The organism is Saccharopolyspora tripterygii (assembly GCF_054778355.1).
In genome coordinates this window covers 228,273-254,796 of the sequence record NZ_BAAGZP010000036.1, presented here as the reverse complement: position 1 = coordinate 254,796, position 26,524 = coordinate 228,273, and the positions used below count along the sequence as shown (strand labels likewise).

The window sequence follows — 26,524 nt, the reverse complement described above, 5'->3', positions numbered from 1 at the left end:
GACAGTGCGTTGTTGACGTTGGGAACACGGGAGGGCATTCGTGGCTGCCGACCGACCGGAGAGTCGGGCATGGTGGATCTGGAGCGTGGCGGTGGTCGCCTACCTCGCCGCGGTGTTTCACAGGGGCAGCCTGGGGGTTGCTGGCACGCAGGCGCTCGATCGGTTCGACGTCGGGCCCGCCGCGCTCAGCGCGTTCACGGTTCTGCAGGTGGGGATCTACGCGAGCATGCAGATCCCGACCGGGTTGATGGTGGATCGCTTCGGCGCTCGCCGGGTGATCACCACCGCGGTGTTGTTGCTGGGGACGGGTCAGACGTTGTTCGCGCTGGCCGACACCTACGCCATGGGCCTGGCCGCGCGCGGCGTGCTCGGCCTGGGCGATGCGTTGATGTGGGTGAGCATCCTGCGCCTGGTGGCGGCGTACTTCTCGGCGCGTCGTTACGCGCTGGTGGCCACCATTTCCAGCGCGCTGGGGGCGCTGGGTGGTGTCGCGGCGACGTTCCCGCTCGCCGCGGCGTTGCGCACGATCGGCTGGACGGGCACGTTCTTGCTGGTCGGTGCGTTGACGATGGCGTACGCGGCGGTGACGGTCTCGGTCGTGCGGGACACCACGCCGAAGGCGTCGGCGCCCCGGAACGGGGGAGCGGTGCTGGCGCAGGTGCGTGCCGCGTGGTCGGTGCCCGGGACGAGGCTGGCGTTCTGGACGCACTTCTGCACGATGTTCGTCTCGGGAGCGCTGACCCTGCTGTGGGGCTTCCCGTACCTCGTCGACGGACTCGGTGTCGCCGCGTCCACGGCCAGCGTGCTGCTGAGCCTGCTGATCATCGGCCAGGTCGTCGGGGGGCCGATGATCGGCGCGCTGATCGGCAAGCGGCCGGAGTGCCGGATGTGGCTGGTCATGGGCTATCTCGGCCTGAACGTGCTGGCGTGGGTGGCGCTGCTGACCTGGCCGCAGGGTCGGCCGCCGCTGGCGGTGATCGCGGTGGCGTTCCTGATCTTCGCGATCGGTGGTCCGGTGTCGTCGGTGGCCTTCGCCCTGGTGCGCGACTACAACTCGCTGCGCCACGTCGGCACGGCCACCGGTGTGGCCAACGCGGGCGGGCACTCCGCGACGGCGCTGGGCGTGTTGTGCGTGGGCCTGGTGCTCGACGCGTTCGAGTTCATGCCCGGCGGCTCGGAGTACCGGGTGGCGATGCTGGCCCTGGTCGCGATGCTGCTCTTCGGTGCCTGGCGCACCTGGGTGTGGTGGCGTCGAGCCCGTGCCGAGGTGTTCGCCGCCGCGCAGCGCGGTGAGCAGGTGCCGGTGCTGCTGCACCGCCACCGCTGGGACCTGGACGTCCCGCGGCGCGAGGTCCTCGCGGCCTGACGATGGGGGAAGGAGGGCGGTTCCGGCGACCTGGGGCGCCGGAACCGCCCTTCGCTTCGTCACAGCACGGTGGACAGGTGCCAGGGGACGAATTCCTCCTCGCCGTAGCCGAGTTCCTCGCTCTTGGTCTCCTCGCCCGAGGCGACCCGCAGGACGTGCTGGAAGATCTGCTCGCCCATCTCGGCCACGGTCATCCCGCCGTCGGCGATGACCCCGCAGTTGATGTCCATGTCGTCGGTCATCCGCTCGTAGAGCGGTGTGTTGGTGGCGAGCTTGATGCTCGGCGCCGGCTTGCAGCCGAACGCCGAACCGCGGCCGGTCGTGAAGCACATCAGCTGCGCCCCGCCGGCGATCAGGCCGGTCGCGTTGACGGGGTCGTAGCCGGGGGTGTCCATGAACATGAGCCCGTGATCGGTGATCGGCTCCGCGTACTGCAGGACGTCGACGAGGTTGGTGGTGCCGCCCTTGGCGGCGGCGCCCAGCGACTTCTCCAGGATCGTGGTCAGCCCGCCCGCCTTGTTGCCGGGGGAGGGGTTGTTGTTGATCGAGCTGCCGTCGGCCTGGACGTGCTTCTCCCACCACTCGATCCGGCTCACCAGTTTCTCGCCGACCTCGCGGCTGACCGCCCGGCGCGTGAGAAGGTGCTCGGCGCCGTAGATCTCGGTGGTCTCGCCGAACACCGCGGTGCCGCCGTGGCGGATCAGCAGGTCGGCCGCCGCGCCGAGCGCCGGGTTGGCGGTGATCCCCGAGTAGGCGTCCGACCCGCCGCACTCCATGGCCAGCACGAGCTTGTCCGCGCCGACGGTCTCCCGCTGGTGGGAGTTGGCGACCGGCAGCATCTCCTCGATCCGCCGGACGCCTTCGGCGACGGTCTTCTTGGTCCCGCCGAACTCCTGGATCGTCATCGCGTGCACGGGCGTTCCCTCGGCCAGCTTGAGGTCGTCGGTGAGCGCTCGAACCTGGTTGACCTCGCACCCGAGGCCCAGCACCAGCACTCCGGCGATGTTGGGGTGGCCGGCGTAGCCCTGGAGCGCTCGGCGCAGCACCTCGAAGCCTTCGTTGCCGCTCCCGCTGTGCCCGCAGCCGAGGGTGTGGGTGAGCGGGCAGATGCCGTCGACGTTGGGGTAGTCGTCGAGGATGCCGGAGGCCTCCACCTTGCGGGCGATCATCTTCGCCGCGGTCGCCGAGCAGTTCACCGAGGTCAGCACCGCGAGGTAGTTGCGGGTACCGACGCGGCCGTCCGGCCGCACGAAGCCCTGGAACGTCGCTCGCCGCTGCTCGGGCACGTACTCGGTCGGCGTGACGTCGGCGCCGAAGGCGTGCTCTCGCTGGAACTCGTGGTAGTCGACGTTGTGGGTGTGGACGTGCTCGCCTGCGGCGATGTCGCGGGAGGCGAAGCCGATGATCTGGCCGTACTTGCGCACGGCCGCGCCCTCGGCGATGTTCGCCGTGGCGACCTTGTGCCCGCTCGGCACGGTGTTCGTGATCGCGAGCCCGGAGTACGTTCCAGGCTCGATGTCCTGACGGGCGATGAGGACGGAGTCCTCGTCGTGCAGGCGGAAACCCAACTGGTCCAAGGTCGGCGACGACAACCGGATCACCCTCGCTTCAGGAATGTGAAGTCACTTCGTCGTGGTGAACCGGATGCTAGAGGTGCGAACGCCCGGTGTCACCGCTCGACGCCATGACCCGATTCTCACGCCCCGAACGCGGTGGCGACACCGTCCGGCCGGTCGTCAGCGCGGCCCGATCGCTTCTCGCGCCCGGGCGGTGGCCGTGATCGTCGCGGTGAGGAACTGGCGGACGGTTTCCCGCTGATCGTCGCTGAAGTGGTCCCAGACCTCGCCGAGCTCGCGCAGCAGCGGCTGGTAGAACTCGCTGCCGATCTGCCTGGCCGTGTCGTGGATGTCCAGGTTGACCCTGCGGCGGTCGGACTTGCTGTGCTCCCGGGTGATGTGCCCGAGCGCTTCGAGGCGTTCCAGCAGGGTCGTGGTGGCGGACGCGCTCAGGTCCAGAGCGGCGGCGAGCCTGCTCGGAGTCATCGGGTCTTCGCGGCGGGCCGCTTCGAGGATCGTGACGAGCGCGTTGAGGTCCGTGCGGTAGAGGCCGTGGGCGTTCCCGAACAGGACGTTGAACCGGTCGAGCTCGACGTTGAGCGCTCTCAGCAGCACGCCCAGCGCCACATCGCCTGCGGGGCCGTGCGAGCCGCCGCGGCTCTGGGTCTCTCCGAGATCGTCCACGGCATCAGCATCGTCCATCGCCTCGCGCTCCGTTCAGCGACCCCCGCCGTCCATATAGTTCGACTGTCAAAATATTCTACTGTCGTTCTACTGGTCGGGCAGCGTTCGGAAAGCCCGAGGAAGAGGTCGACATCGATGGTTTCGAACCCCGCACGCACCTCCGCCGAAGCGCGTTCGGACGTCGCCCGTCGCCGCGGGCGGTGGCTGTTCCCGGCGCTCGTGGTGATCGCGTGGTTGGCGCTGGGAGGCGTGGGCGGCCCGTTCACCGGCAAGCTGGCCGACGTCGCCACCAACGACAGCTCCACGTTCCTGCCGGCATCGGCGGAGGCGACCCAGGTCAACGAGCTCAAGCAGGAGTTCTCCGACGGACGGGCGATCCCGGCGTTCGTCGTGGCGGAGCGCGCGTCGGGGATCACCGGTGCTGACCGCCGGTACCTCGACGAGACCGCGCAGCGGATCCGGGGTGCGGACGGGGTCGAGCAGGTCTCCCCGCCGATCGGCTCCCGGGACGGCCGGGCCGTGCAGGTGGTCGTGTCCATCGACGCGGATCTGGACCCGTCGGAGTCGGTGTCGTCGGTGCGCACCGCGCTGGATCGCTCACCTGCCGGGCTCAACGCCCTGGTCAGCGGTCCTGCCGCCCAGGCGACCGATCTGCGCGAGGCGTTCAGCGGGGTCGACGGGCTGCTGCTGCTCGTGACCGGCGGAGTGGTCTTCCTGATCCTCGTGCTGGTCTACCGGAGCCCGGTGCTCCCGCTGCTGGTGCTGCTGTCTGCCACGTTCGCGCTCAGCGCTGCGGCCGTGGCCGTGTACTTCCTGGCCGACGCGGGTGTGCTCGTCCTCAACGGTCAGAGCCAAGGCATCCTCTCCATCCTGGTGATCGGTGCGGCGACGGATTACGCCTTGCTGCTGGTGTCCCGGTTCCGGGAAGAGCTGCGTGCGACGGGCGACGCGTTCACCGCCGTCCGCCGTTCCGCTCGGTCGACGTGGGAACCGATCGTCGCGTCAGCAGGGACGGTGATCCTCGGTGTCCTCTGCCTGCTGTTCAGCGATCTGAACTCGAACAAGAGCCTCGGTCCCGTCGCGGCCATCGGCATCGGCGCAGCGCTGCTGGCGTCGCTGACGTTCCTGCCCGCGATCCTCGCGCTGGTCGGCCGCGCCGCGTTCTGGCCCTTCGCGCCCGCGCTCGTCGTGCCGGACTCGGTCGCGCCCGCGGGAGGCGGCGGGTTGTGGGAACGCGTCAGCTCCCTGGTCGGCCGCGCGCCCCGCGCGATGTGGGTGGTGACCGCGATCGTGCTGATCGTCGGTGTGCTCGGGCTGCCGCAGTTGAAGGCGAGCGGTACGGCGCAGTCCGACGTGTTCATCAACCCGGTCGAATCCGTGGTAGGCCAGGAGGTTCTCGCGCGGCACTTCCCCGCCGGCTCCGGCGCACCGACCACGATCATCGCCCGCGCCGACCACGCCGAGGAGGTGGTGCGAGCGGCCGCGGTGCCCGGAGTTGCCGAAGTCGCTCCCGCGCAGGCCGGGACGGGAGGGCCCCAGGTGGTCAACGGGCGCGTCCAGATCGAAGCCGTGCTCACCGACCCTGCCGACTCGGAGCGGGCGATCGGTGCTGTGCAGCGGATCCGCGACTCGGTGCGCCTCGTCGAGGGGGCCGACGCGCTGGTGGGAGGCCCGACGGCGACCCAGCTCGACACCCAGCGGGCGGCCGAGCACGACCGCTCGGTGATCATCCCGATCGTGCTCGCGGTCGTCTTCGCCGTTCTGGTCCTGCTGCTGCGCTCCCTCGTGGCACCGCTGATGCTGATCGCGACCGTGGTGCTCTCCTTCGCCTCGACGATGGGAGTCTCGGCGCTGGTGTTCAACCACGTCTTCGACATGCCGGGCGCCGACCCGGTCGTACCGCTGTACGGCTTCGTGTTCCTGGTCGCCCTCGGCATCGACTACAACATCTTCCTGATGACCCGGGTGCGCGAGGAAGCGGCGCTGCTGGGCAACAGGGCCGGTGTGCTGCGGGGGCTTTCGGTGACCGGCGGCGTGATCACCTCCGCCGGAGTCGTCCTCGCGGCGACCTTCGCCGCGCTGGCGGTGCTGCCGATCCTCTTCCTCGTCCAGCTGGCGTTCATCGTGGCGTTCGGAGTGCTGCTGGACACGCTGATCGTGCGCTCGCTGCTGGTTCCCGCGCTGTCGTTGGAACTGGGCCGGTCGTTGTGGTGGCCCGCGCGGCGGGGACGCCTCTGACCCGAATCCAGAGGAAGCGTTCGGCGCTCGTGGGGCGGAAAGCGAACCCCACGAGCGCCGACGAGCGTTCTTCAGCGGCAGCGTGCCGTCAGATCAGCGAAGCGCACATCTCGCCGATCATGTACGAGGGCGCGTTGGTGTTGCCGCCGGTGATGCTGGGCATGATGGACGCGTCGGCGACCCACAGCCCGTCCACGCCGCGCACCTGCAGGTTCGGGTCGACTACGGCGCGTTCGTCCACGCCCATCCGGCAGGAGCCGACCGGGTGGTAGACGGAGTGGACGCGGGTCGGCAGCTCGCGCCGCAGCTCGGTCTCGTCGAAGTACTTCGGGCCCGGGCTGAGCTCCTCGGTCACGTCCTTGGCGATGGTCTTGTTCGCCATGATCTCCCGGATCATGCCCATCGCCTCGATCAGGAACTCGGTGTCGGCCGATTCGCTGAGGTAACCCGGGTCGATCACCGGGGAGGCCGTCGGATCGGTCGAGGCCAGCCGGACCTCGCCGCGGCTCTCCGGGTAGATCAGCGTCGGGAAGACCGTGAGCGCCGGGCGGGTGTCGGTCCGGTACAGCTTGTCCTCGTCCTGGTTGGGAGTCGGGTAGCTCCACGGGATCGTGTGGATCTGCATGTCCGGCACGTCGCCCTTGGCGCGCGAGGTCTTGACGAAGCCGACCGTCTCGAAGAGCGTTCTGCCCAGCCAGGACTCGCCGCCCTTGCCGAAGGTCTCCTTGAGCATCCCCGAGGCCATGTAGGCCGGGGTGGAGCGGTGCAGGGCCTTCTTGGTCACGAAGGTCATCGGCACGAACAGGTGGTCGTGCAGGTTCTGGCCCACCGGCAGGTCGGCCTTGACGTCGATGTCCATCTCCTTGAGGTGACCGGCGGGGCCGACACCGGAGAGCATGAGGATCTGCGGCGAACCGATGACACCGGCCGAGACGACGACCCCGTTGGCCGACCGCAGGGTCTCCTTCCGGCCGCTCTTGGTGTCGATGATCTCCACACCGGTCGCGCGGCCGTTCTCGATGATCACCCGGGAGACGTGCACGTGGGTGCGCACCTGCAGCGACGGCAGATCCCGGTTGGTCAGGTACCCGCGAGAGGAGCTGAAGCGCTTCCCCTGCTTGGCGCTCTGCTGGAAGATGCTGACACCTTCCTGCGATTCGCCGTTGTAGTCCTCCACCCTCGGCACGCCGAGGGTTTCCTGCGTCGCGGCCATGAACTGCTCACCGGCCGGGGTGATGTCCTTCTGCCGCGTGACCTCGATCGGACCGCCCTCGCCGCGCAGGTCGTTGGGGCCGTCCTCCCAGTTCTCCAGGCGCTTGAAGGCGGGCAGGACGTCGTCGTAGCTCCAGCCCTCGCAGCCCTCGGCGGCCCAGGAGTCGTAGTTGGCCTTGTTGCCGCGCACGAAGAGCATCCCGTTGACCGAGCTCGACCCGCCGAGGACCTTGCCCCGGGTCATCGGGATCTCGCGCTCGTGGGCGTGCTTCTGCGGGGTCGAGTACTGCTTCCAGGCCACCTGCTTCTTCAGCTGCGGCACGACGTGCAGCACGGAGATCATGCCGGGCACGGTGACCGTGGGCAGGTTGTCCTTCCGGCCGGCCTCCAGCAGGAGCACCTTCGCGCCGCGTTCGGCCAGCCTGCTGGCCACGACGGATCCGGCGCTGCCCGCGCCCACGACGATGTAATCGGCATCGCTCATCTTGTTCAACTTCTCCAGTGGTCGCCGTTGACTGCTCCGGTCCGCGTGATCACGAACGGCTGGAAACCCTCGTCGCGTCGGCGAACCGCATCTTGAGGTCGCCGATGTGGTTGGTGAACAGTGCTCTTCGGGGAAATCCGAGTCGTCGCAGGTCGTTGCTGATCGGATGGTCTCCGAGTTCGATCCGCGCACCGCCGGGACGCATTCGCGTGCCGCCGGCGCGCATCGTCCACGGGGTTCGCCGCAGGACGTCGTCGCGGTGGGTGTAGGCGTCGAGGGTCATCGCGCCCATCGCCGAGGGGGCGGGGACGCCGCGCGCGAAGTCCAGTGCGACGACCTCGCGCTCGTCGATCCGCACCGCGCAGCGGGTGCGGTTGCCACGGGGGCTGACGTCGATGGCGGCCATCTCCTTGGGGAATCCCCAGATGTTCTGGCCCGCCTCGCAGGTGAAGGACTGATCGACCGGGAGCCAGTGGATGAAAACACCGGTGGAGCCGCGCACTCCGGGCTGCCTGCACATCAGCGCGACCAGGAATTCGTGGTACTGCCCGAGGTCGCAGTCGAGGTAGTGGATGAAGCCCAGCGTCGCGGGGACGCGTCCCGGCAGCGGTGTCACCGGCTCCAGCCCGACGGCTGAGAGGGTGTCGCGCGCGGGACCTGCGGGAATCAGGAACTGGGCGGTGATGCCGGTCGCCGAGCGCACCTCGACGGGCATCCGCACCTGTTCGCCCTGCACCTCGTGCACGGAGTTCGTGAGGGGCTCGTCCTGCACCGCTCACCTGCCCCTTCATCCGCGCCGGTACGTCTTCGGGCCACCACCGCCGAGGCGACAGTCATACAGATAATGGTTTTGTGTATGTCCACAAGTCAAGGGCTTGACTTCGCGGCTCAACTCCGCAAGGCGGCCTCGCGTGCGCGGATCCGGTGCAACATGCGTCCGTCGGCGAACCCGGCGGCTCGCGCGGCGGACTCGGCGGTGGCGCCCCTGCCGATCAGGTGATCAGCGCGCTCCAGGCGGAGAACCTGCTGGTAGCGCAGCGGTGTCAGGCCGGTGGCCTTGGTGAAGGAGCGGGTGAGGGTGCGTTCGCTGATGCCCGCACCGGCGGCGAGCTCGCTCAGCAGCAGCGGCTCGGTGAAGCGGGCGTCGATGACGTCCTGAACCCGGTGCACGGCGTCGTCGAGGTGCGCCCGGTGCCGCAGCATCGCGCTGGCCTGCTGCTCGTCGCCGTTCCGGCGCGCGTAGACCACCATCTCCCTGGCCACGCGCGCCGCTTCGCCCGGACCGCGCTCCTCGGCCAGCAAGTGCAGCGCCAGATCGATGCCGCTGGCGATGCCCGCCGAGGTCACCACTCCGCCGTCGGACACGAACAGCACGTCGCGCACCACCGACGTCGCGGGGTGGCGTCGCGCCAGTTCGTCCTGGAGGTCGTGGTGGGTGGTGCAGCGACGACCGTCGAGCAACTTCGCCTGGCCCAGGACGTCCGCACCCGAGCACACGCTCGCGACCGTCCCGCCGGAACCGTGGTGGTCCCGCAGCTTCTGCGCGGTCGCCGAGTGCAGCCGGGGCCAGCGGGGCGGGTCGGGAACCCGCGAACCCGGGACCAGCACGAGATCGTCGGCGGTGAGGTCGGGCCAGTCGCGCTCAGCGCGCAGGGGAAGTCCCTGCGCGCTGAGCACCTCGCCGTGCTGGGAGACGTAGTCGAGCTCGTAGTCGTGCCCGAGCTCGGCGGCCGTCGAGAACACCTGCGCCGGGCCCGCGAGGTCCAGCAGGTGCAGTCCCGGCATCAGCAGGAAGACGACACGGTTCACGATCCGGTCAGCTTACCCCGGTGACCTCCGCGACCGTGCGGATCGACGCGAACCGGCCGGCCAAGGCGTACTCGGTGCGCGCGATGATCTCCGCCGGGTGCAGCGTCCCCGGATCGGCCAGGACGTCGGCCACGCTGCGGTCGGCCGGGGCGCCGCGGTGCGCGACGGGGTTGGTCGCGGTGGCCTCGGTGATGAACGAGACGTCGTAGCCCAGGTCGGAGGCGACGCGGGCGGTCGTCTCGCAGCACTGCTCGGTGCGGATCCCGCACACCGCGAGTTCGCGAACACCCCGCCGCGTCAGGGTCTGGTCGAGGTTCGTGCTGGTGAAGGCGTTGTGCGAGGTCTTGACCACGGTCGGCTCACCCTCGATGGGGGCGAGGCCTCCCAGCAGTCGCAGGTGCCCGTTGACCGGATCGAAGACCCCGCCCGAACCGGGCTCGCTGTGCAGCATCCACACCACGAGGTCGGATTCGGCCCGGGCGTGCTCGACGAGGCGGGAAACCGGTTGGGCGACAGCGGGATCGGACACGGCCGACCACATAGGTAGCCGACGGAAGGACTCTTGGACGTCGATGACGAGAAGTGCTCTGCTCACACCTCGATCCTCGGGTGGATCGGCCCTGGCGAGAAGGCACGATCAGGCCCGTATCCTGCACGATCCGGTCAGCATCCGCGGGTGTCGTTGCGGTCCTTGAGGATCTGGTGGCAGTCCTGGCAGCTGGGGAAGCAGATCCAGTCCACCTCGGACGGCGCGGCCATCGGGGTTTCGGTGCCGCAGACCGCTGTTTCGGACGGCGTGCCGAGCCAGCGGGCGCCGGGGAAAGCGTGGCGGACGCCGCTGCGGCCGGAGGCTTCGGGGATCGGCAGCCAGTAGTGGCGCGCGATTCGGGCATCGGAGGACACCGGGTGGTCCCTTCTCGTCGGGTGCGTGGGCTCGGTCGGCGGCAGCGAAAGGGGGAAGGGGGTGCCGCCGACCGAGTTGCCGAGAACATCGGCAGAAGGGGCGGCGAATGTAGGAGTCCTAACGTTGTTTCGCTCGAAAGGGGGCTCTTCTCGGCGGTGTCGGCGATCGATACTCATCACGAACCGCTCGCACCCCGGAGGCACCGACTCGATGGCCATGACCCCTACCGTTCGCCGACTTCTGCTGTCCAACGAGCTCACGCGATTGCGGGAGCGAGCGGGAGTCGACCCGGAGAAGGCCGCCCAGCACCTCGGGTGCCGGACCAGCAAGATCAGCCGGATCGAACTCGCGCAGAGCAGCATCCAGGCCGGCGACGTCAAGCTCCTCGGCGAGCTCTACGGAGCCGACGCCGACCACGCGGAAGTCCTGCTCGACCTGGCGCGCGGCCAGAACCAGCGCGGCAGGTGGACCGGCTACCGAGCCGTCTACCCCGACTGGTTCCGCCTGTTCGTCGAGCTGGAACGCGACGCCGCAGCGCTCAAGTCGGTCGAGGTCGAAGTAATCCCCGGACTCCTCCAGACGGAGAACTACATCCAGGCGCTGCTGGAGGGCAGTCAGGCCGGCGGTCGGGAGGACAACCTCGAAAGCCGCGTGTTGGCGCGCAAGGAACGTCAGGACGTGTTCACCAGGCAAGATCGGCCGCAACTCTCGTTCGTGCTCTCCGAATCGTGCGTGCGCAGGAACATCGGTGGGCCCGAAGTGATGCGCGAGCAGCTGAGACACCTCGCGGACATGGCGCGACGTCGCAACGTGCAGATTCAGATCCTGCCGTTCGACGCCCGGACCTATGCCGGACAAGTCGCCTATCGCTTCACGCTGCTCAACATCCCAGCCTCCGGCCTCACAGCTCCCCTCGATTTCGTCTACGTCGAATCGCACGATGACGCGCAGTACCTCGACGCCCACGATGCTGTGACCTCCTACGGAGGCTTGTGGGGTCGACTTCAGGCTGCCGCGCTCGGACCGGTGGAGTCACGCGAGTTCATCGCCGAGGTGGCGGAACAGATGAGGTGAGCACACGAGAGGGGCATCGATGGGAAACCACGCCGGTCAAGGTGCGTCCGCGCGGTGGGTCAAGAGCAGCTTCAGCTCTGGTGACGCGCAGTGCGTCGAAACCGCTGTCGTCGCGGGCGGGCGACTCGTACGGGACAGCAAGCTCGGCGACGCCAGCCCGGTGCTCGCGGTGAGCGCGGCTGAGTGGTCGTCGTTCACCGCGAAACTCAAGTCGGGCGGCTTAGACCAGGCCTGACCTCGCCGGCGAGCGTCCCCCGCGCACGAGGAGGGGCGCTCGCCCTCACCGGGGAAGTTTTCATGAAAACTTCCCTTCGTGGGTGGGGAGGTTCCCATGGAAAGGTCTCTCTCGTGGGTGGGGAAGTTTTCATGAAAACTTCCCCCCGAGGGTCAGGCCATCGGCGGGGTCGCCACCGCGGTCACCGTGCAGTAGCCGAACGGCCCCTCGGGGTCGTGGAACGTCGTGGATCCCGTCGCCACGCCCGTGTGGCTGAGGTGGCCGGTGGCCTCCATGCCGATCTCCGGCGTGGAGGGCATCCGGCTGAGCGTGAGGGTGTAATCGGCGTTGATGAAGCCCAGAGCTCCACCTTCCGGCATGTTGGCCAGAGGGCTCGCGAAGTCGGCCGCGGTCGCCGTCCGGACGAAAGGCGTCATGGGTTCGCCCGCGACCAGCTCGTGGGTGTCGCGCACCCAGGCGCGGCGGGCTCCCGCCTGGGACCAGTCGGTCGGGGCCCCGGAGGAGTCGAGCATCCAGATGTCGAACGGCGGTTCCCACTGACCTGCGGAGACCGGCGGCGGTCCGAGCTCGGTGACCGGCGGCATCGACCACGGCGGGGTCGCGGGGACCTCGCCCTCGGGCTGCTCGCCCGTGCGGAGCAGGACGGCGCTGGCGCGGGCGACGGCCTTGTCCCCGGCGTAGACCGTGGCATCGGCGACCCGGATGCGCCGCCCGTCGCGAACGCGCTGGGTCTCCACGCGGACCGGGTCGAGCTGGGCGCTGCGGAACAGGTCCACGGTCAGCCGGGCGAACTGGAAGTCCTCCGCGCCGTGCTCGATCTCCAGCGACCTGGCCAGCAGGCCGCCGAACAGCCGCCCGTGCATCATCTGCGGTGACCAGGGACTGCTCGCGTGCTTGGCCGGGACCAGCAGGTTCCCGTCGGGGTGGAAGAACGGCTCACCGGGGATATCGACCATGCGCGGAGTCTAGAACGCCGGACGGTCGAGCTCAGCCGCGCGGCTTGGCGAAGGTGGACGCGCAGGTCCAGGACTCCGCCGCGTCCGCCCAGGCCCGCTCGCTGCTGAGCAGCGCCACCGCCGAGGTCTTGAGCTCCACGGATTCGCCGGTCAGCAGGTGGACGAGGTCCTCCAGGCCGGGGTTGTGCCCGACGATCGCGGCCGTCATGGCCGTCACCGGCAGTTCGCGCACGAGGGAGAGCAGCTCGTGGGCGGTGGCGTCGTAGACGCGCTCGTCGAAGCTCACCTGCGGGCCTGCCGGGATGTTGGCGCCTGCCAGCTGCCAGGTCTCGCGGGTGCGCACGGCGGGTGAGCAGCGCACGACCTCGATCGCGTAGGCGTTGTCCCGCAGCCAGCGGCCCACGGCCGGGGCGTCGCGCCGCCCGCGCTCGGCCAGCGGCCGGTCGAAGTCCTCGACACCGTCCGGGTGCGCCGACTTCGCGTGCCGGACCAGGATCAGCTTCCGCCGCGCGTTCGTCATGTCACGTCCTACGAGCTCGCCGTTGAATCGGCACCACAGTACCCAACGCGCACGTGCTTCCGCCCCGTGGAAAAGCGACCGATGTGCGCAGGTAGCGGGTCTTCACCGCGCGTTGGCCGCGCGTTCGACGACTCTACTGTGGACCGTCCCGCGGTGCCCCGGCGAGCGGCCGGGGCACCGCGGTCGTCAGCCTTCGACGAGGCCCGGCCGACCGGCCCGGATGGTGAAGGTGGCGCGGTCGGAGATCGCCGCGCCGGGAGTGGTGACCTGGTCGACGACGCGGAAGTCGGCCTTCCACGCGTCGTGGGTGATGGTGTTGCGGACGTAGCCGCGCTGCCGGTTGACGAACTTGATGTGCGGGTTCTCCTCCAGCTGCACCGCGTCGCCCGGGTTCTGGTCGGAACCGTTGCCGCCCGAGGCGATCGAGGTGCCCACCAGTTCTACGCCGACCGTGGCCGAATCGGGCCGATCGAAGTCGGCCTTGATGTCCGCCGCGTAGTTGGCGTGCACGTCGCCGGTGATGACCACCGGGTTCGAGACCCCGGCCAAACGGTCGCGCACCAGGTTCCGCTCCGCCGGGTAGTTGTCCCACGCGTCGTCGCTGAACGAGTCCGCGTCGCCCGAGGTGAAGTCGCGCTGGCTGAAGAAGACCTGCTGCGCCAGGACGTTCCAGCGAGCGGTCCGGCCTGCGAGGTTGTCCAGCAACCACTTCCGCTGTTCGGCGCCGAGGATGGTGCGCTCCGGGTCGTCGACCTGCTCCGGCGGTACCTCCTGGTCGTCGCGGTACTGGCGGGTGTCGAGCAGGTGCACGTCGAGGAGGTCGCCGAAGGTCAAGCGGCGGTGGATGCGGATGTCCGGGCCGCTCGGGCGCTGCGCGCGGCGCAGCGGCATGTGCTCGTAGTAGGCCTGGAACGCCTGCGCGCGGCGCTGGCGGAACACCGCCGGGTCCTGGTCGGGCTCCGCGTCGGGTTGCGAGAGGTCACCGGCCCAGTTGTTCTCCACCTCGTGGTCGTCGAAGACGACGGCCCACGGGAACGCGGCGTGCGCGGCCTGCAGGAACTCGTCGGACTTGTACTGGCCGAGCCGGGTCCGGTAGTCGGCGAGATCGGTGATCTCGTGCGCGGGCACGTGCGGACGCCCGATCGCACCGGGATCGCCGCCCTCGTAGATGTAGTCGCCGAGGAACGCGACCAGGTCCAGGTCTTCTTCGGCCATGTGCTGGTAGGCCGTGTAGTGACCGGCCGGGTAGTTCTGGCAGCTGGCGAAGGCGAAGGTGAACTTGTCCAGCTTCGCGCCGGGTGCCGGGGCGGTCTTGGTGCGGCCGACCGGGCTGAGCTGGTCGCCCGCGCGGAACCGGTAGAAGTACTCCGCGCCGGAGCGCAACCCCGCGACCTCGGCGTGCACCGAGTGGGCCGAGGCGCGCACGGCCTGCTCGGTGCCTTCGGCGACGACGTCGGAGAAGCGCTCGTCGGTGGCGACCTGCCACTGCACCGGCACGATCTGGTCGGGCATGCCGCCGAAGCCGTCCTCGGTCAGCGGCTCAGGGGCTAATCGAGTCCACAGCACGACGCCGTCCGGCAGCGGGTCGCCGGAGGCGATGCCGAGCTGGAAGGGCTCGCGGATCCGGTTGGTGCCGGCGTAGGCGTGACCGGACGTGCCCAAGGCCGCCGCGCCGAGGGCGGCAGAACCTGCCAGCAGCACCTGGCGCCGGGTAGGGCGGTAGGAGTTCTCGTTCATGCTCCACCTTTTCGCGTCGGTTCGGGAAAACCGGACCGACACTATGGAGCGCAGATGACGCCTCGGCGAACCGGAGACGGCATCCGAACGGACTCTTGCGGCAGGTCAGCCTTGGTTGAGCTGGTCGAAGCCCGCGAGCAGGTCGTTGAAGTTCATCGCCGGGTAGACCTCGACCTTCGCCTCCAGGTTGGAGAAGAACGGGTCGAGCGAGGCCACGATCTCGGACTCGTCGGCGAGGTCGCAGAAGAAGTAGGCGGTCCGCTGCCCGTTCTCCGGCAGGAAGTACGAGGCTTCGGGCTTGAGCTGCTCGTGCGCTTGCTGGAGCGCCTTCTGCATGGACCCGTCCTTGACCGCCTTGTTCGCGGCTTCCAGGCCCGGCTTGATCCTGATGAGCATTCGCATGGTTCTCGCCCCCTGGTATCTCCTGCGGAGCGCCGGACACCGCACCCCGCGCCAACAGGGGCAGTCTCGTCCTCACCCGGCCGGTGCGGACCTGCTGAAAGTCCCGGCGTCAGCTGGGAAAATCGCGCACGTACCGGTGCTGCCACGGTGTTTCGACCGCCCGGGGGTGGTAGTGGGCGCGGACGTAGGCGACGGCTTCACCGGGCGGTACGCCGTCGATGACGGCGAGGCAGGCGAGAGCGGTGCCGGTGCGGCCCCGACCGCCGCCGCACGCCAGCTCGACGCGCTCGTCGCCCGCCCGTCGCCACGCCTCGCGGAACGCGTCGGCGGCATCGGCGCGGTCGCGGGGGAGCAGGAAGTCCGGCCAGCGCACCCAGCGCGAATCCCACTCGACCCGGCCGGGCCGGCGTCCGAGCAGGTGCACCGCGAAATCCGGCAGCGGCCCCTCCGGCAGCGGCCCGCGCAGACCCCGCCCCCGCACCAATCGCCCCGACGGCAGAACCATCACCCCCGGAGCCCCGACCTCCCAAGCAGCCATCCGGCAGTTCTACCCAGGGTGACGGACGGGTGCGGGGTGCCGTGGGGGCGGTTTTGGTTCGAACCGTCCATGATCGAAGTCCGTTTTGCCCGGTCAATTCGGACCAAAACTGCCCCCAGGTGAGGATCTCGGCATCACGGCGCACCGCCGAAGTCGTGGGGTCAAGGGGTGGGGTGGAGGTGGGATTCGGCGTGGTTCCAGGGGGTGGTGCTCGTGCTCGGGGTGTAGTGGCGGAGGGGGTGGGAGCGGGCTGTGAGGTGGCGGATCTCGGTGAGGTCTGCGACCTGGCCCGCGGCTCTGGCTTGGATGAGGAGGTTCCCGGTCGCGGCGGCCTCGACCGGGCCTGCGATGACCGGGACGTTCAGGGCGTCGGCCGTGAGCTGGCAGAGGAGTTCGTTGCGGGCGCCGCCACCCACCAGATGGACGACCTCGACGTTGCGGCCCGAGAGCTCCGCCGCTTCGCGGATGGCACGGCGGTGTGCCAGGGCGAGGCTTTCGAGGATGCAGCGGACCATCGCGCCGCGGGTCCTCGGCGCCGGTTGGTCGGTGTCGCGGCAGGCCTGGGCGATGCGCGCGGGCAGGTCGCCGGGTGCGAGGAAGCGGTGGTCCTCGGCGTCGACGACCGCCGTCAGCGGTTCGGCCCCGGACGCCTCCGCCAGCAGGACCGGCAGGTCCTCGGAGGTGAGGCCCCAGGTGCGGAGGCTCTCCTGGAGCAGCCAGAGGCCCATGATGTTGCGCAGGAAGCGGACTGTTCCGTCGACGCCCAGCTCGTTGGTGAAGTGGGCACGGCGGGCTCGATCGGTGAGCACGGGGCCGGGTAGTTCCAAGCCCGCCAGCGACCACGTTCCGGTGCACACGTAGGCGAAGTCGGTTCGCTGCGCCGGAATCCCGACCACGGCGGAAGCGGTGTCGTGCGAGCCGACGGCGATCACCGAGGTATCCCTCAGACCCGTCTCCTCGGCGATCGCCGGTCGCAGCGAACCCACGGTGTCGCCGGGGTTGCGCAATGCGGGAAGCGCTGAGAAGTCGATGCCGGCGGCCCGTGCCAGCTCGGGCGACCACCGGTGGCTGCGAGCGTCCAGCAGGCCGGTCGTGGAGGCGTTGGTCAGTTCTGCTCCGACCTCGCCGGTCAACCAGTACCCGATCAGGTCCGGCATCAGCAACAGCTTGTCGGCGGCTTCCAGGGACGCGCCGCTCTCCGCGACGAGCTGGAAGATCGTGTTGAACGGGAGGAACTGCAACCCGTTGCGCGCGAACAGATCCGTTGAGCCGAACGAGTCCACGAAGGACCGAGCGACTGCGTCGGTGCGCGAATCCCGGTAGTGGAAGGGCTCTCCCAGCAGTTCTCCGGAGTCGTCGATCAAACCGTAGTCGACCGCCCAGGAATCGACGCCGACCGACACTGGCGCACCGGCCTCGCGGAGGCCGGCGAGGATGTTCCGGAACAGTCCCGCGGCGTCCCAGTGCACACCGTCCGGTCGCGTGGCCGGGCCGTTGGGGAAGCGGTGGACCTCGGTGGTCTCCAGCAGTCCGCCGGAGATCCGGCCGACGACCACTCGGCCGCTGGAGGCGCCCAGATCCACCGCTGCGAAGGTCGGAGCCTCCGTCGTCATCCGGCACCCCCTCAGCGCAGGAACGCCGCGGGAACACCGGCGTCGACCGGCACGTGCGCTCCCGTGGTGTGCGTGAGATCCCCGCCCACCAGCGCGAACACCGCCGCTGCGACGTGCTCCGGCAACACCTCGCGCTTGAGGAGGGTGCGCTGGGCATAGAACTCGCCCAGGTCCTCCTCGGCGACGCCGTAGACCTCCGCCCGCTGCGCGCCCCAGCCGCCGGCGAAGATGCCCGACCCGCGGACCACGCCGTCGGGATTGACGCCGTTGACGCGGATCCCGTGCTCGCCCAGCTCGGCCGCCAGCAGCCGGACCTGGTGCGCCTGGTCGGCCTTCGTCGCGCCGTAGGCGACGTTGTTCGGGCCCGCGAACACCGAGTTCTTGCTGGCGATGTAGACGACGTCACCACCCATCCGCTGCGCCACCATCAGCCGCGCCGCCTCCCGCGAGACCAGGAACGAGCCGCGCGCCATCACGTCGTGCTGGAGGTCCCAGTCGGCGACCGTCGTGTCCAGCAGCGGCTTCGAGACCGACAGCCCGGCGTTGTTGACCACCAGGTCGACACCGCCGAATGCCAGTGCGGCAGCGCGGAACGCGTCGGCGATCTGCTCCTCCTCGGTGACGTCGACCCGCACCGCCACGGCCCGGTCCGGCCCACCGAGCTCGTCGGCCAGCACCTGGGCGTTGCCGAGGTCGAGATCGGCCAGCACCACGGACGCGCCCTCGGCGGAAAGCCGCTGCGCGGTGGCCCTCCCGATCCCGGAAGCGGCTCCGGTGACCAGCGCGACGCGGGTCGCCAGCGGCTTGGGTCGAGGCATCCGGGCGAGCTTGGCCTCCTCCAGCGCCCAGTACTCGATGCGGAACTTCTCGGACTCGTCGATCGGCTGGTAGGTGGAGAGCGCTTCGGCCCCGCGCATCACGTTGATCGCGTTGCGGTAGAACTCGGCCGCCACCCGAGCGGTCTGCGCGTCCTTGCCGAAGGAGAACATGCCGATGCCCGGCACCAGCACGATCGCCGGGTCCGCGCCGCGCATCGCGGGGGAGTCGGGTTCGGCGAAGCGGTCGTAGTAGGCCCGGTAGTCCTCCCGGTAGGTCTCGTGGAGCTCCCCGAGACGCGCCACCACCTCGTCGAAGTCGGCGTCGGGCTTCAGATCGAGCAGCAGCGGGCGGACCTTGGTGCGCAGGAAGTGGTCCGGGCACGAGGTCCCCAGGGCCGCCAGGCGCGGGTGGTTCTCGCGTGCGAGGAACTCCAGCACCTCCGGCGCGTCGTCGAAGTGCCCGACCTGCGGGCGGTCCGTCGACGCGAGCCCCCGGACCACCGGCGCCAGCTCGGCCGCGCGGGCCCTGCGCTGTCGTTCGGGCAGCGGCTCGAAGCCCTCGATCACCGGTCCGAACGACTCGGCGTCGCCGCGTTCCTCGATGAACCGCTCGGCGGTGCGGATGATGTGCAGCGAGTTGCGCCTGCACTCCTCGCCGGTGGAGCCCCAGGCGGTGATCCCGTGCCCGCCCAGGACCACGCCGATGGCCTGCGGGTTCGCCTCCTTGATCGCGGCGATGTCCAGGCCCAGCTGGAAACCGGGACGCCGCCACGGAACCCACGCGACCTGGTCGCCGAAGCACTGCTCGGTCAGGGCCTCGCCATCGGCGGCGGTGGCCAGCGCGATCCCGGCATCGGGGTGCAAGTGATCGAGGTGGTCGGCCTCGACCAGGCCGTGCATCGCGGTGTCGATGGACGGTGCCGCGCCGCCCTTGCCGTGCAGGCAGTAGTCGAAGGCGCCGACCATCTCGTCCTCCCGGTCCACGCCGGGGTAGACCTCGACCAGCGCGCGCAGCCGGTCCAGCCGCAGCACCGCCAAACCCGCTTCGGTCAGAGTCCCGAGATCGCCGCCGGACCCCTTGACCCACATCAGCGGCACGGGTCCGCCGGTCACCGGATCGGTCTGCTCGCCCTTGGCCGAAGCGTTGCCGCCGGCGTAGTTGGTGTTGCGGGGATCCGCGCCCAGCTCGTGCGAGCGCGCCAGCAGCGCAGCCACTTCGGGATGCGTCGAACTCATGGTGAACCTCTCGTGCTCCCGGGGGTGTCAGCGGGTCAGGCGCCCCAACCCGCGGGGGTTCCGCCCCGGCGCTCGGCGATGATCTTCTCGGCGTAGCCGGAGCGCTGGTAGGCGGCGATGGGGTCGGGATCGATGCCCGCGTCCTCGCGGAGCTCGGCCAGCAGCGGCCGGACATCGGTGTTGTAGGCGTCCATGAGGACCGCGTTGGCGCCCAGGACATCACCGTCGCGTTGCGCCCGGGCGAGGGCGTCGCCGTCCACCAGCAGAGCCTTCGCCGTGGCCTCCTGGACGTTGAGGACCGAGCGGATCAGGGCCGGGACCTTCGGCTCCAGGTTGTGGCTCTGGTCGAGCATGAACGCCACGTTCGCCGAGCTCTGCAACGCTCCGGCCCGCACGATCTCGTGCATGATCCGGAACAGCTGGAACGGGTCGGCGGCACCGACCATCAGGTCGTCGTCGGCGTAGAAGCGGCTGTTGAAGTGGAATCCGCCCAGCCGCCCGCGCCCGAGCAGGAACGCCACGATGAACTCGATGTTGGTCCCTGGCGCGTGATGCCCCGTGTCGACCAGGACCTGCGCCCGCTCGCCGAGGTCCGCGCAGTGGGCGTAGGAGGTGCCCCAGTCCGGGACGTCGGTGGCGTAGAAGGCGGGTTCGAAGAACTTGTACTCCAGCAGCATCCGCTGGTGCTCGCCGAGCCGGTCGTAGGTGGCGCGCAACGCCTCCGACAGGCGCTGCTGGCGCTCGGCGAGGGAGTCCTGGCCGGGGTAGTTGAGGCCGTCGGCGAACCACAGGCTCAGCGCGTCGGAGCCGGTGGTGTCCATGATGTCGACGCATTCCAGCAGGTGCCCCAGCGCTTTGGCGCGCACCGCCGGATCGGGGTTGCAGACGCTGCCGAGCTTGTACTCCTCCTCCTGGAACGTGTTGGGGTTGATCGCGCCGAGCCGCAGCCCGAGCGACCGGGCGTGCTCACCCAGCGCGCCGTAGTCGTCGACCCGGTCCCAGGGGATGTGCAGGGCGACGCTCGGGGCGGCTCCGGTGAACCTGTGCACCTGCGCGGCGTCGTCGAGCTTCTCGAACGGATCGCGCGGAATTCCCTCCTGCGAGAAGGTCTTGAAGCGCGTACCTGAGTTCCCGTAGGCCCACGAAGGGGTTTCGATCCGCTGCTCGGTCAGCGCCGCCTTGACGGTGTTGCGGTCGGGCATCGTGGGCTCCAGTGCGCGTCGCAGGGTCCGTGGCGCCGTGGCGACCAAGGTGCATGAAACGTTTAAAAGCCTCTGAACGGTAGGCCGACGACCAAGTGACGGTCAATGATCGATCCGAGTTTTCGGGAGATTCGCTGGACCGTTCAGCCGATTGACGGTCTGATGGTCGTTCTCTAATGTGCTCGCATCATAAAACGTTTCAAGCGCCGTGCGCGATTCCAGTGCGGCGACGTCCGAACTCGACGAGCCGCATGAAGGACGACGATGACTTCATCCGCCGCAGGAGTTCCGCAGAGCGAGCACGCCTCGTCGGGACAGCACTGGAAGTGGACGTTCGTAGCGGCGATGGCCGGCTACATCGACGCGGGATCCATCGTCGCCGGCTCGGTCGCGCTGAGCGCGTGGGTCTCGGCCTACGGCCTCACCGACAGCACCGTCGGACTGCTGGGCGCGCTGAGCTCCAACGCCATCTCAGCCGGAGTGGGCGCGCTGATCGGTGGTTACATCTGCGACCGCTACGGGCGCAAGAAGATCTACGCCTACGACCTGCTGCTGTACATGTTCGGCACGCTGTGGCTGATCTTCGCCGTCGACACCTGGATGCTGTTCGTCGGCTACATCCTCGTCGGGCTCGCGGTCGGCGCCGACATCCCGGCGTCGTGGAGCCTGATCACCGAGTTCTCCCCGGCCCGCAAGCGCGGCAAGCTCGGCGGCCTGTCGCAGGTCCTGTGGTCGCTCGGCCCGATCGTGACGCTGGCGCTGGGACTCCTGCTGCAGCCGCTCGGGATGCTCGGCATGCGGTTGCTGTTCGCGAGCCTGTTCGTCGCCGCGCTGATCACCTGGTGGATGCGGCACGGCATCGGCGAATCCGAGCGCTGGGAGCGGGAGAACACCGACACCGCGCCGGTGAAGTGGAGCGCCGCGCTTCGCCCGCTGCTGACCGGCAAGGACCTCAAGCTGTCGCTGATGCTCGTCGGCATGTACGGGATCTGGAACCTCTTCGCGGGCACCAACGGCTTCTACACCCCGTACCTGCTCAAGGCCTTCGGCAGCCAGAGCGATGCCGCCGGCGTCGGGCTGCAGTGCCTGTACTTCTTGCTGGTCGCGGTGTTCACGGTGCTGGTGTTCATGCCGTTCAACGACCGGTTCAACCGGCGCCTGATGCTCGCGCTGTCCACGGTGATCCAGGCGGGCGGGATGCTGCTGCTCGCGGTGCTGCCGCTGAACTTCGGGTCCGCGCTGGGCTACATCGTGGCCATCGGCGTCGGCGGTGGGTTCGGGGCGCAGCACTTCTTCCAGATCTGGTCCGGTGAGCTGTTCCCGACCAAGCTCCGCAGCACCGCTCAGGGCCTGATGTTCGCCGTCGTGCGCATCGGGCTCGGATTCTGGAGCTTCTTCGTCCCGATCATCACCGCCACCGGCTTCCAGGTCCTGGCCTGCATCCTGACGGCGTTCATCGTGATCAGCGGCGTGATCGGGGTGGTCTGGGGACCCAAGACCGAAGGGCTGACGCTGGAGGAGATCGAGCGGGACCAGGGACTGACGAGGTGACGCGTTCGGGTCAGATGGTGAAGGCGAGGTTTCCGGAGATCTGCTCGCCCAGCGCGGCGTCGCCGTCGTAGGACATCGCGCCGCGCACCGTCGCCGGGTCGACCCGGCCGCCGCAGAGCCTGGTGAACACGCCCAGCGGCAGCGCGATCCGCACCGTCGGTTCGCCCGGCAGCTCGTCGACGACCTTCGCCCGCCCGTCCACCACCACGTGGATGGTGCGGAATCCGTTGAGCTCGAAAGTGATCGCCGACCCGTCCGGTGCACCGCCGCGCTTGCCGACCACGAAGCCCAGCGCGGTGGTGATCTCGTCGACCGACAGCTCCGCGCACACACCGCCCTCACCACCGGGCAGGCCGACGGTGTCGCGGATGTCCTGCTCGTGCATCCAGCAGTCGAACACCCGGATCCGCATGAAGCGCGCGTAGGTGGCCTCGCCCGCCGGGGTCGTGGCGGGAGCGTGGAACTCCTCGTCCGGCATCGCGCGCAACGACGCCAGCCGGGCGGCGGTGACGTCCCGGAAGCGAGCCAGCAAGGCCTCGTGCGACTGAGCGCGGAAGTGCCGCACGTAGTGCTCGTTGCGCGCGCCGATCGCGTTGTGCACGTGCGGGAAGGAACTGACGTCCTGGCCGGTGTCGGGCGTCGGCTCACCGCTGAGCATCAGCTCGGTGCCCACGAGGTGGGCGACGACGTCGTGCACCCGCCATCCCGGCAGCGGCGAGTCCTCCTCCCACTGGGCGTCGGTGAGCCCGGTGAGCAGGTTCTCCAGCGCGTCCCACTCGGTCGCGAGGGCTTCGACGATGCGTTCCTTGTCCAGCACGAAACGACACAAGCACTCCGGCGGCCTTGAGGTCAACTACCGGTCGTGGGGCAGACTGCCGTGCATGCGTTCGGGTGTGCAGCGCGGTGCGATCGCCGTGGTCCAGGTGTTCGGGCTCGCCGTGTGGTTCTCGGTGTCAGCCGTGGTCCCCACGCTCCGCCAGGAGTGGGGGATCAGCGCCGCAGCGGCGGTGTGGCTGACCGGGTCGGTCCAGATCGGCTTCGTGGCGGGCGCTGTCGGGTCGTCGCTGCTCAACCTCGCCGACCGGATCCGCCCGCAGCTGCTGCTGGCCGCCAGCGCCGCACTGGCGGCCGGGTGGACGCTGCTGCTCGCCGGCGTCGTCGACGGTATGGCCAGCGCGATCCCGCTGCGCTTCCTGACCGGGATGTGCCTGGCCGGGGTGTACCCGATCGGGATGAAGCTGATGGCCTCGTGGGCGCCGAGCAAGGGGCGCGGGCTGGCGATGGGACTGCTCATCGCGGCGCTGACGATCGGCTCCACCCTGCCGCACCTCATCGGCGGTCTCGGCTCGCTGCCGTGGCGCGCGGTGCTGGTCGCCGCCGCCGGAACGGGACTGCTCGGCGCGCTGGTGGCGGTGGTGCTGGTCCGGCCGGGACCGCACCTGGCCGCGTCGGCCGCCGTGCACAACCCGCGCTACGCGCTGGCCATGTTCGCCGAACGCGGGCCGCGCCTGGCCAACCTCGGCTACTTCGGGCACATGTGGGAGCTCTACGCCCTGTGGACGTGGATCCCGACGTTCCTGCTGGCCAGCGACGCGGGCCGAGAACTCCCCGCCTCCACCGGCATCACCGTGTTCGTCACCATCGGCGTGGCCGGAGCTGTTGGCTGCCTGCTCGGCGGATGGGGTGCTGATCGCTTCGGACGCTCCCCGGCTGCGGTGGCCGCGCTGGTGATCAGCGGTGCGTGCTGCGTGCTCTCGCCGCTGGCCTTCGACGCCGGGCCTGCCGTGCTGGTGGTGTTCTGCGTGGTGTGGGGCGCGTCGGTGATCGCCGACTCGGGGGTGTTCTCCACGTCGCTGAGCGAGGCCGCCGACCCGCGCTTCATCGGTACCGCGCTCACCGCGCAGACCGCCATCGGCTTCGCGTTGACCGTGGTGAGCATCCAGCTGGTCCCGCTGCTGGCCGCGGCCGTGAGCTGGCGCTTCGCGTTCCTGCTGCTGGCACCGGGGCCGATCATCGGGGCGATCGCGATGAGCAGGCTCGGGGCGCGACGGGCGCGGTGAGTGGAATCGGACTGCCCGCACTGGTAATCACGGGGGAGTCCAGCAGCACGACGGAGGCGTTGATGAGCGACGTGTGGCCGAACGGCAAACCCGAGGTCGGCGACACCGCCGAGCTCTCCCGCACCATCGGACCGACCGACATCCGGTTGTTCACGCAGATCAGCGGCGACCGCAACCCGCTGCACTACGACACCGAGGCGGCGGAGTCCTCGCAGTTCGGCGAGATCGTCGTGCAGGGCGGGGTGACCAGCGCGGTGCTCAACGCCGTCGTGGCCGAGAAGCTGCCGGGCCCGGGAACGGTCTTCCTCAACGTCAACTGGAACTTCACCGCCCCGGTCCGACCGGGCGACACCATCACCGGGCGGGTGCACGTCGACGAGGTCCGCGACGACAAGCCGATCACCAAGATCACCACGACCGTCACGCGGGACGACGGCACCACAGCGCTGGAGGGCACGGCCGTCTGCTACACCATGGCCATGCCGGGTTCGACGAGTTAGCGTCACTGGCGGATCACCGAAATCGCCTGCGCAGCAGGCAGATGAGGAGACCGCATGCTGGATGCCATCGTCATCGGTGCCGGGTTCTCGGGGCTCTGCGCACTGCACCGGCTGCGCGGACTCGGCATGTCCGCCCTGGTCCTCGAAGCCGGCGACGGAGTCGGCGGAACCTGGTACTGGAATCGCTATCCCGGCGCCCGGTGCGACTCCGAGAGCTTCTACTACTCGTTCTCCTTCGACGACGACCTGCAGCAGGAGTGGCGCTGGAGCGAGCGCTACCCGGCGCAACCGGAGGTCCTGGCCTACCTCGACCACGTCGCCGACCGGTTCGACCTGCGCCGCGACATCCGGCTGGGCACCGCGGTCGTCTCGGCGACCTTCGACGAGGGCTGGACGGTGTTCACCGAGGCCGGTGAGCGACTGCGCGCGCGGTTCCTGATCAGCGCCGTGGGCTGCCTGTCGTCGGCGAACGTCCCGGAACTGCCCGGGCTCGACTCGTTCGCCGGGGACTGGTACCACACGGGCCGCTGGCCGCACGAGGACGTGGACTTCACCGGCCGCAGGGTCGGTGTCGTCGGCACGGGATCGACCGGGATCCAGGCGATCCCGGTCATCGCCGAGCAGGCCGCGCACCTGACGGTCTTCCAGCGAACCCCGAACTTCAGCGTGCCCGCTCGAAACGCCCCGCTGGACGAGGAGTTCCAGGCCCGCGTGCGCGCCGAGTACGACGAGATCCGGGCGCTGCAGCGGGAAACGAGCAACGGGCACCCGTTCCAAATCTCTCCGCGCAACGCCGTGGACTGCACGGCGGAGGAGCGGCGGCAGGTGTACGAAGCGGCGTGGGAGCGGGGCGGCCTGCGCTTCCGCGCCGCCTTCAACGACCTGCTCAGCAGCCAGGACGCCAACGACACCGCCGCGGAGTTCATCCGAGGGAAGATCCGGGAAACCGTGCGGGACCCGGAGGTCGCCGAACGTCTGCTGCCGCGCGACCACCCCTTCGCCGCCAAGCGCCCGCCCATCGACACCGGATACTTCGAGACCTACAACCGGGAGGACGTGACGCTCGTCGACCTCCGGGAGACGCCGATCGTCGAGGTGACGCGCGGCGGCCTGCGCACCACCGGAGGCGAGCACCTGCTGGACGCGCTGGTGTTCGCGACCGGGTTCGACGCCATGACGGGCCCGCTGCTGGGCATCGACGTTCGCGGCCCGGGCGGCACCCTCGCCGAGAAGTGGCGGGACGGCCCGCGCAGCTACCTGGGCCTGCAGGTGGCGGGGTTCCCGAACCTGTTCACCATCACCGGGCCGGGGAGCCCGTCGGTGCTGACGAACATGCCCACGTCCATCGAGCAGCACGTCGACTGGATCGCTCGGTGCCTGGAACACCTGCGCCAGAACGGATTCCACCGCATCGAGGCGACCGAGGAAGCCGAGCGGGACTGGGGTCGCGAGGTCCAGGAAGCCGCCGACCGCACCCTCCTCCCGAAGGCGGAGAGCTCCTGGTACCTAGGTGCCAACGTGCCGGGCAAGCCCCGAGTCTTCATGCCCTACGCAGGAGGCCTCGCCCACTACGCCTCCCTCTGCGACCAAGCCGCCACCAACGACTACGAAGGCTTCCACCTCACCTGAGCCCGACACGCGGACGCCGGTTCACCCGATGGAGGCAATTCCCAGTTTTAGTCCAAACCGAGGACCCTCCGTGCCCGAAATGTCGGCTCGGTTTGGACTAAGGGGTCGTTTCAGAATGCGGCGGAGCCGCTGTTTCAGGTGTGGGACTCAGCTGGCACCGCTGTGGCCTTCCCCTGCGGGGATTTCTCACCCGTCGTCTG

The 26,524-nt window shown here is 69.5% G+C and carries 24 protein-coding genes; 8 read left to right on the top strand and 16 right to left on the bottom strand.

Annotated elements, in window-relative coordinates:
• Window positions 1–40: 40 nt before the first annotated feature.
• Entirely contained in the window at window positions 41–1,366 is a 1,326-nt protein-coding gene (locus ACYVF3_RS26235; RefSeq protein WP_461156912.1) for an MFS transporter, read from the top strand.
• Between the two features lie 59 nt (window positions 1,367–1,425).
• Here the strand turns inward: ACYVF3_RS26235 and ACYVF3_RS26230 are convergent, their stop codons facing one another.
• Both ACYVF3_RS26230 and ACYVF3_RS26225 read right to left on the bottom strand, forming a co-directional pair.
• The gene (locus ACYVF3_RS26230) at window positions 1,426–2,943 is read right to left on the bottom strand and encodes a UxaA family hydrolase (protein ID WP_461156911.1); all 1,518 of its coding nucleotides are present in this window, start codon (window positions 2,941–2,943) and stop codon (window positions 1,426–1,428) included.
• A gap of 159 nt (window positions 2,944–3,102) precedes the next feature.
• On the bottom strand, window positions 3,103–3,624 hold the full coding sequence (locus ACYVF3_RS26225; protein ID WP_461156910.1) for a MarR family winged helix-turn-helix transcriptional regulator: 522 nt from the start codon (window positions 3,622–3,624) through the stop codon (window positions 3,103–3,105).
• 117 nt (window positions 3,625–3,741) lie between these two features.
• Between ACYVF3_RS26225 and ACYVF3_RS26220 the strand changes: the two genes are divergently transcribed.
• Window positions 3,742–5,844, top strand: a complete 2,103-nt coding sequence (locus tag ACYVF3_RS26220) for an MMPL family transporter (protein ID WP_461156909.1) — start codon at window positions 3,742–3,744, stop codon at window positions 5,842–5,844.
• Window positions 5,845–5,932: 88 nt separating this feature from the next.
• On the opposite strand, the gene ACYVF3_RS26215 is transcribed toward ACYVF3_RS26220, so the two are convergent.
• The 5 genes from ACYVF3_RS26215 to ACYVF3_RS26195 all read right to left on the bottom strand — a co-directional run bounded on the left by ACYVF3_RS26215 (window position 5,933) and on the right by ACYVF3_RS26195 (window position 10,252).
• Entirely contained in the window at window positions 5,933–7,540 is a 1,608-nt protein-coding gene (locus ACYVF3_RS26215) for a GMC family oxidoreductase (RefSeq protein ID WP_461156908.1), read from the bottom strand.
• 49 nt (window positions 7,541–7,589) lie between these two features.
• Window positions 7,590–8,312 carry an acetoacetate decarboxylase family protein gene (locus ACYVF3_RS26210; protein ID WP_461156907.1) on the bottom strand — a complete coding sequence of 241 codons (723 nt, stop codon included), beginning with the start codon at window positions 8,310–8,312 and terminating at the stop codon, window positions 7,590–7,592.
• A gap of 116 nt (window positions 8,313–8,428) precedes the next feature.
• Entirely contained in the window at window positions 8,429–9,349 is a 921-nt protein-coding gene (locus ACYVF3_RS26205; RefSeq protein WP_461156906.1) for a GlxA family transcriptional regulator, read from the bottom strand.
• Window positions 9,350–9,356: 7 nt separating this feature from the next.
• Complete coding sequence (locus tag ACYVF3_RS26200; protein WP_461156905.1) at window positions 9,357–9,944, bottom strand: cysteine hydrolase family protein; 588 nt, start codon at window positions 9,942–9,944, stop codon at window positions 9,357–9,359.
• 68 nt (window positions 9,945–10,012) lie between these two features.
• Window positions 10,013–10,252, bottom strand: coding sequence for a hypothetical protein (locus ACYVF3_RS26195; protein ID WP_461156904.1), 240 nt, complete (start codon window positions 10,250–10,252; stop codon window positions 10,013–10,015).
• A gap of 211 nt (window positions 10,253–10,463) precedes the next feature.
• On the opposite strand from ACYVF3_RS26195, the gene ACYVF3_RS26190 reads away from it, so the two are divergent.
• Window positions 10,464–11,327, top strand: coding sequence for a helix-turn-helix domain-containing protein (locus ACYVF3_RS26190; RefSeq protein WP_461156903.1), 864 nt, complete (start codon window positions 10,464–10,466; stop codon window positions 11,325–11,327).
• A 19-nt stretch (window positions 11,328–11,346) separates the two neighbouring features.
• Window positions 11,347–11,562: a DUF397 domain-containing protein gene (locus tag ACYVF3_RS26185; protein WP_461156902.1), complete on the top strand. Its 216-nt coding sequence runs from the start codon at window positions 11,347–11,349 to the stop codon at window positions 11,560–11,562.
• Window positions 11,563–11,714: 152 nt separating this feature from the next.
• On the opposite strand, the gene ACYVF3_RS26180 is transcribed toward ACYVF3_RS26185, so the two are convergent.
• The 8 genes from ACYVF3_RS26180 to rhaI all read right to left on the bottom strand — a co-directional run bounded on the left by ACYVF3_RS26180 (window position 11,715) and on the right by rhaI (window position 20,584).
• Window positions 11,715–12,518 (bottom strand): acyl-CoA thioesterase domain-containing protein, encoded by an 804-nt coding sequence (locus ACYVF3_RS26180; protein ID WP_461156901.1) that lies wholly within the window; start codon window positions 12,516–12,518, stop codon window positions 11,715–11,717.
• A gap of 31 nt (window positions 12,519–12,549) precedes the next feature.
• Entirely contained in the window at window positions 12,550–13,038 is a 489-nt protein-coding gene (locus ACYVF3_RS26175; protein ID WP_461156900.1) for a SixA phosphatase family protein, read from the bottom strand.
• Window positions 13,039–13,224: 186 nt separating this feature from the next.
• Window positions 13,225–14,775, bottom strand: a complete 1,551-nt coding sequence (locus tag ACYVF3_RS26170; RefSeq protein WP_461156899.1) for an alkaline phosphatase D family protein — start codon at window positions 14,773–14,775, stop codon at window positions 13,225–13,227.
• Window positions 14,776–14,880: 105 nt separating this feature from the next.
• Entirely contained in the window at window positions 14,881–15,171 is a 291-nt protein-coding gene (locus tag ACYVF3_RS26165) for a hypothetical protein (RefSeq protein WP_461156898.1), read from the bottom strand.
• Window positions 15,172–15,286: 115 nt separating this feature from the next.
• Window positions 15,287–15,715 carry a phosphatase domain-containing protein gene (locus tag ACYVF3_RS26160; protein ID WP_461156897.1) on the bottom strand — a complete coding sequence of 143 codons (429 nt, stop codon included), beginning with the start codon at window positions 15,713–15,715 and terminating at the stop codon, window positions 15,287–15,289.
• Between the two features lie 161 nt (window positions 15,716–15,876).
• Window positions 15,877–17,328, bottom strand: coding sequence for a rhamnulokinase (locus ACYVF3_RS26155; RefSeq protein WP_461156896.1), 1,452 nt, complete (start codon window positions 17,326–17,328; stop codon window positions 15,877–15,879).
• 11 nt (window positions 17,329–17,339) lie between these two features.
• Entirely contained in the window at window positions 17,340–19,382 is a 2,043-nt protein-coding gene (locus ACYVF3_RS26150; RefSeq protein WP_461156895.1) for a bifunctional aldolase/short-chain dehydrogenase, read from the bottom strand.
• Between the two features lie 35 nt (window positions 19,383–19,417).
• Entirely contained in the window at window positions 19,418–20,584 is a 1,167-nt protein-coding gene (gene rhaI / locus ACYVF3_RS26145; protein WP_461156894.1) for an L-rhamnose isomerase, read from the bottom strand.
• A 264-nt stretch (window positions 20,585–20,848) separates the two neighbouring features.
• On the opposite strand from rhaI, the gene ACYVF3_RS26140 reads away from it, so the two are divergent.
• The gene (locus ACYVF3_RS26140; RefSeq protein WP_461156893.1) at window positions 20,849–22,135 is read left to right on the top strand and encodes an MFS transporter; all 1,287 of its coding nucleotides are present in this window, start codon (window positions 20,849–20,851) and stop codon (window positions 22,133–22,135) included.
• 10 nt (window positions 22,136–22,145) lie between these two features.
• Here the strand turns inward: ACYVF3_RS26140 and ACYVF3_RS26135 are convergent, their stop codons facing one another.
• Entirely contained in the window at window positions 22,146–22,952 is an 807-nt protein-coding gene (locus ACYVF3_RS26135) for a maleylpyruvate isomerase family mycothiol-dependent enzyme (protein WP_461156892.1), read from the bottom strand.
• A 64-nt stretch (window positions 22,953–23,016) separates the two neighbouring features.
• Here ACYVF3_RS26135 and ACYVF3_RS26130 point away from each other — a divergent pair, with 64 nt between their 5' ends.
• The 3 genes from ACYVF3_RS26130 (at window position 23,017) to ACYVF3_RS26120 (ending at window position 26,324) form a co-directional block, all read left to right on the top strand.
• Complete coding sequence (locus ACYVF3_RS26130) at window positions 23,017–24,195, top strand: MFS transporter (RefSeq protein ID WP_461156891.1); 1,179 nt, start codon at window positions 23,017–23,019, stop codon at window positions 24,193–24,195.
• A gap of 62 nt (window positions 24,196–24,257) precedes the next feature.
• On the top strand, window positions 24,258–24,695 hold the full coding sequence (locus ACYVF3_RS26125) for a MaoC family dehydratase (RefSeq protein ID WP_461156890.1): 438 nt from the start codon (window positions 24,258–24,260) through the stop codon (window positions 24,693–24,695).
• Window positions 24,696–24,749: 54 nt separating this feature from the next.
• Window positions 24,750–26,324 (top strand): flavin-containing monooxygenase, encoded by a 1,575-nt coding sequence (locus ACYVF3_RS26120; protein ID WP_461156889.1) that lies wholly within the window; start codon window positions 24,750–24,752, stop codon window positions 26,322–26,324.
• Window positions 26,325–26,524 lie beyond the last annotated feature (200 nt).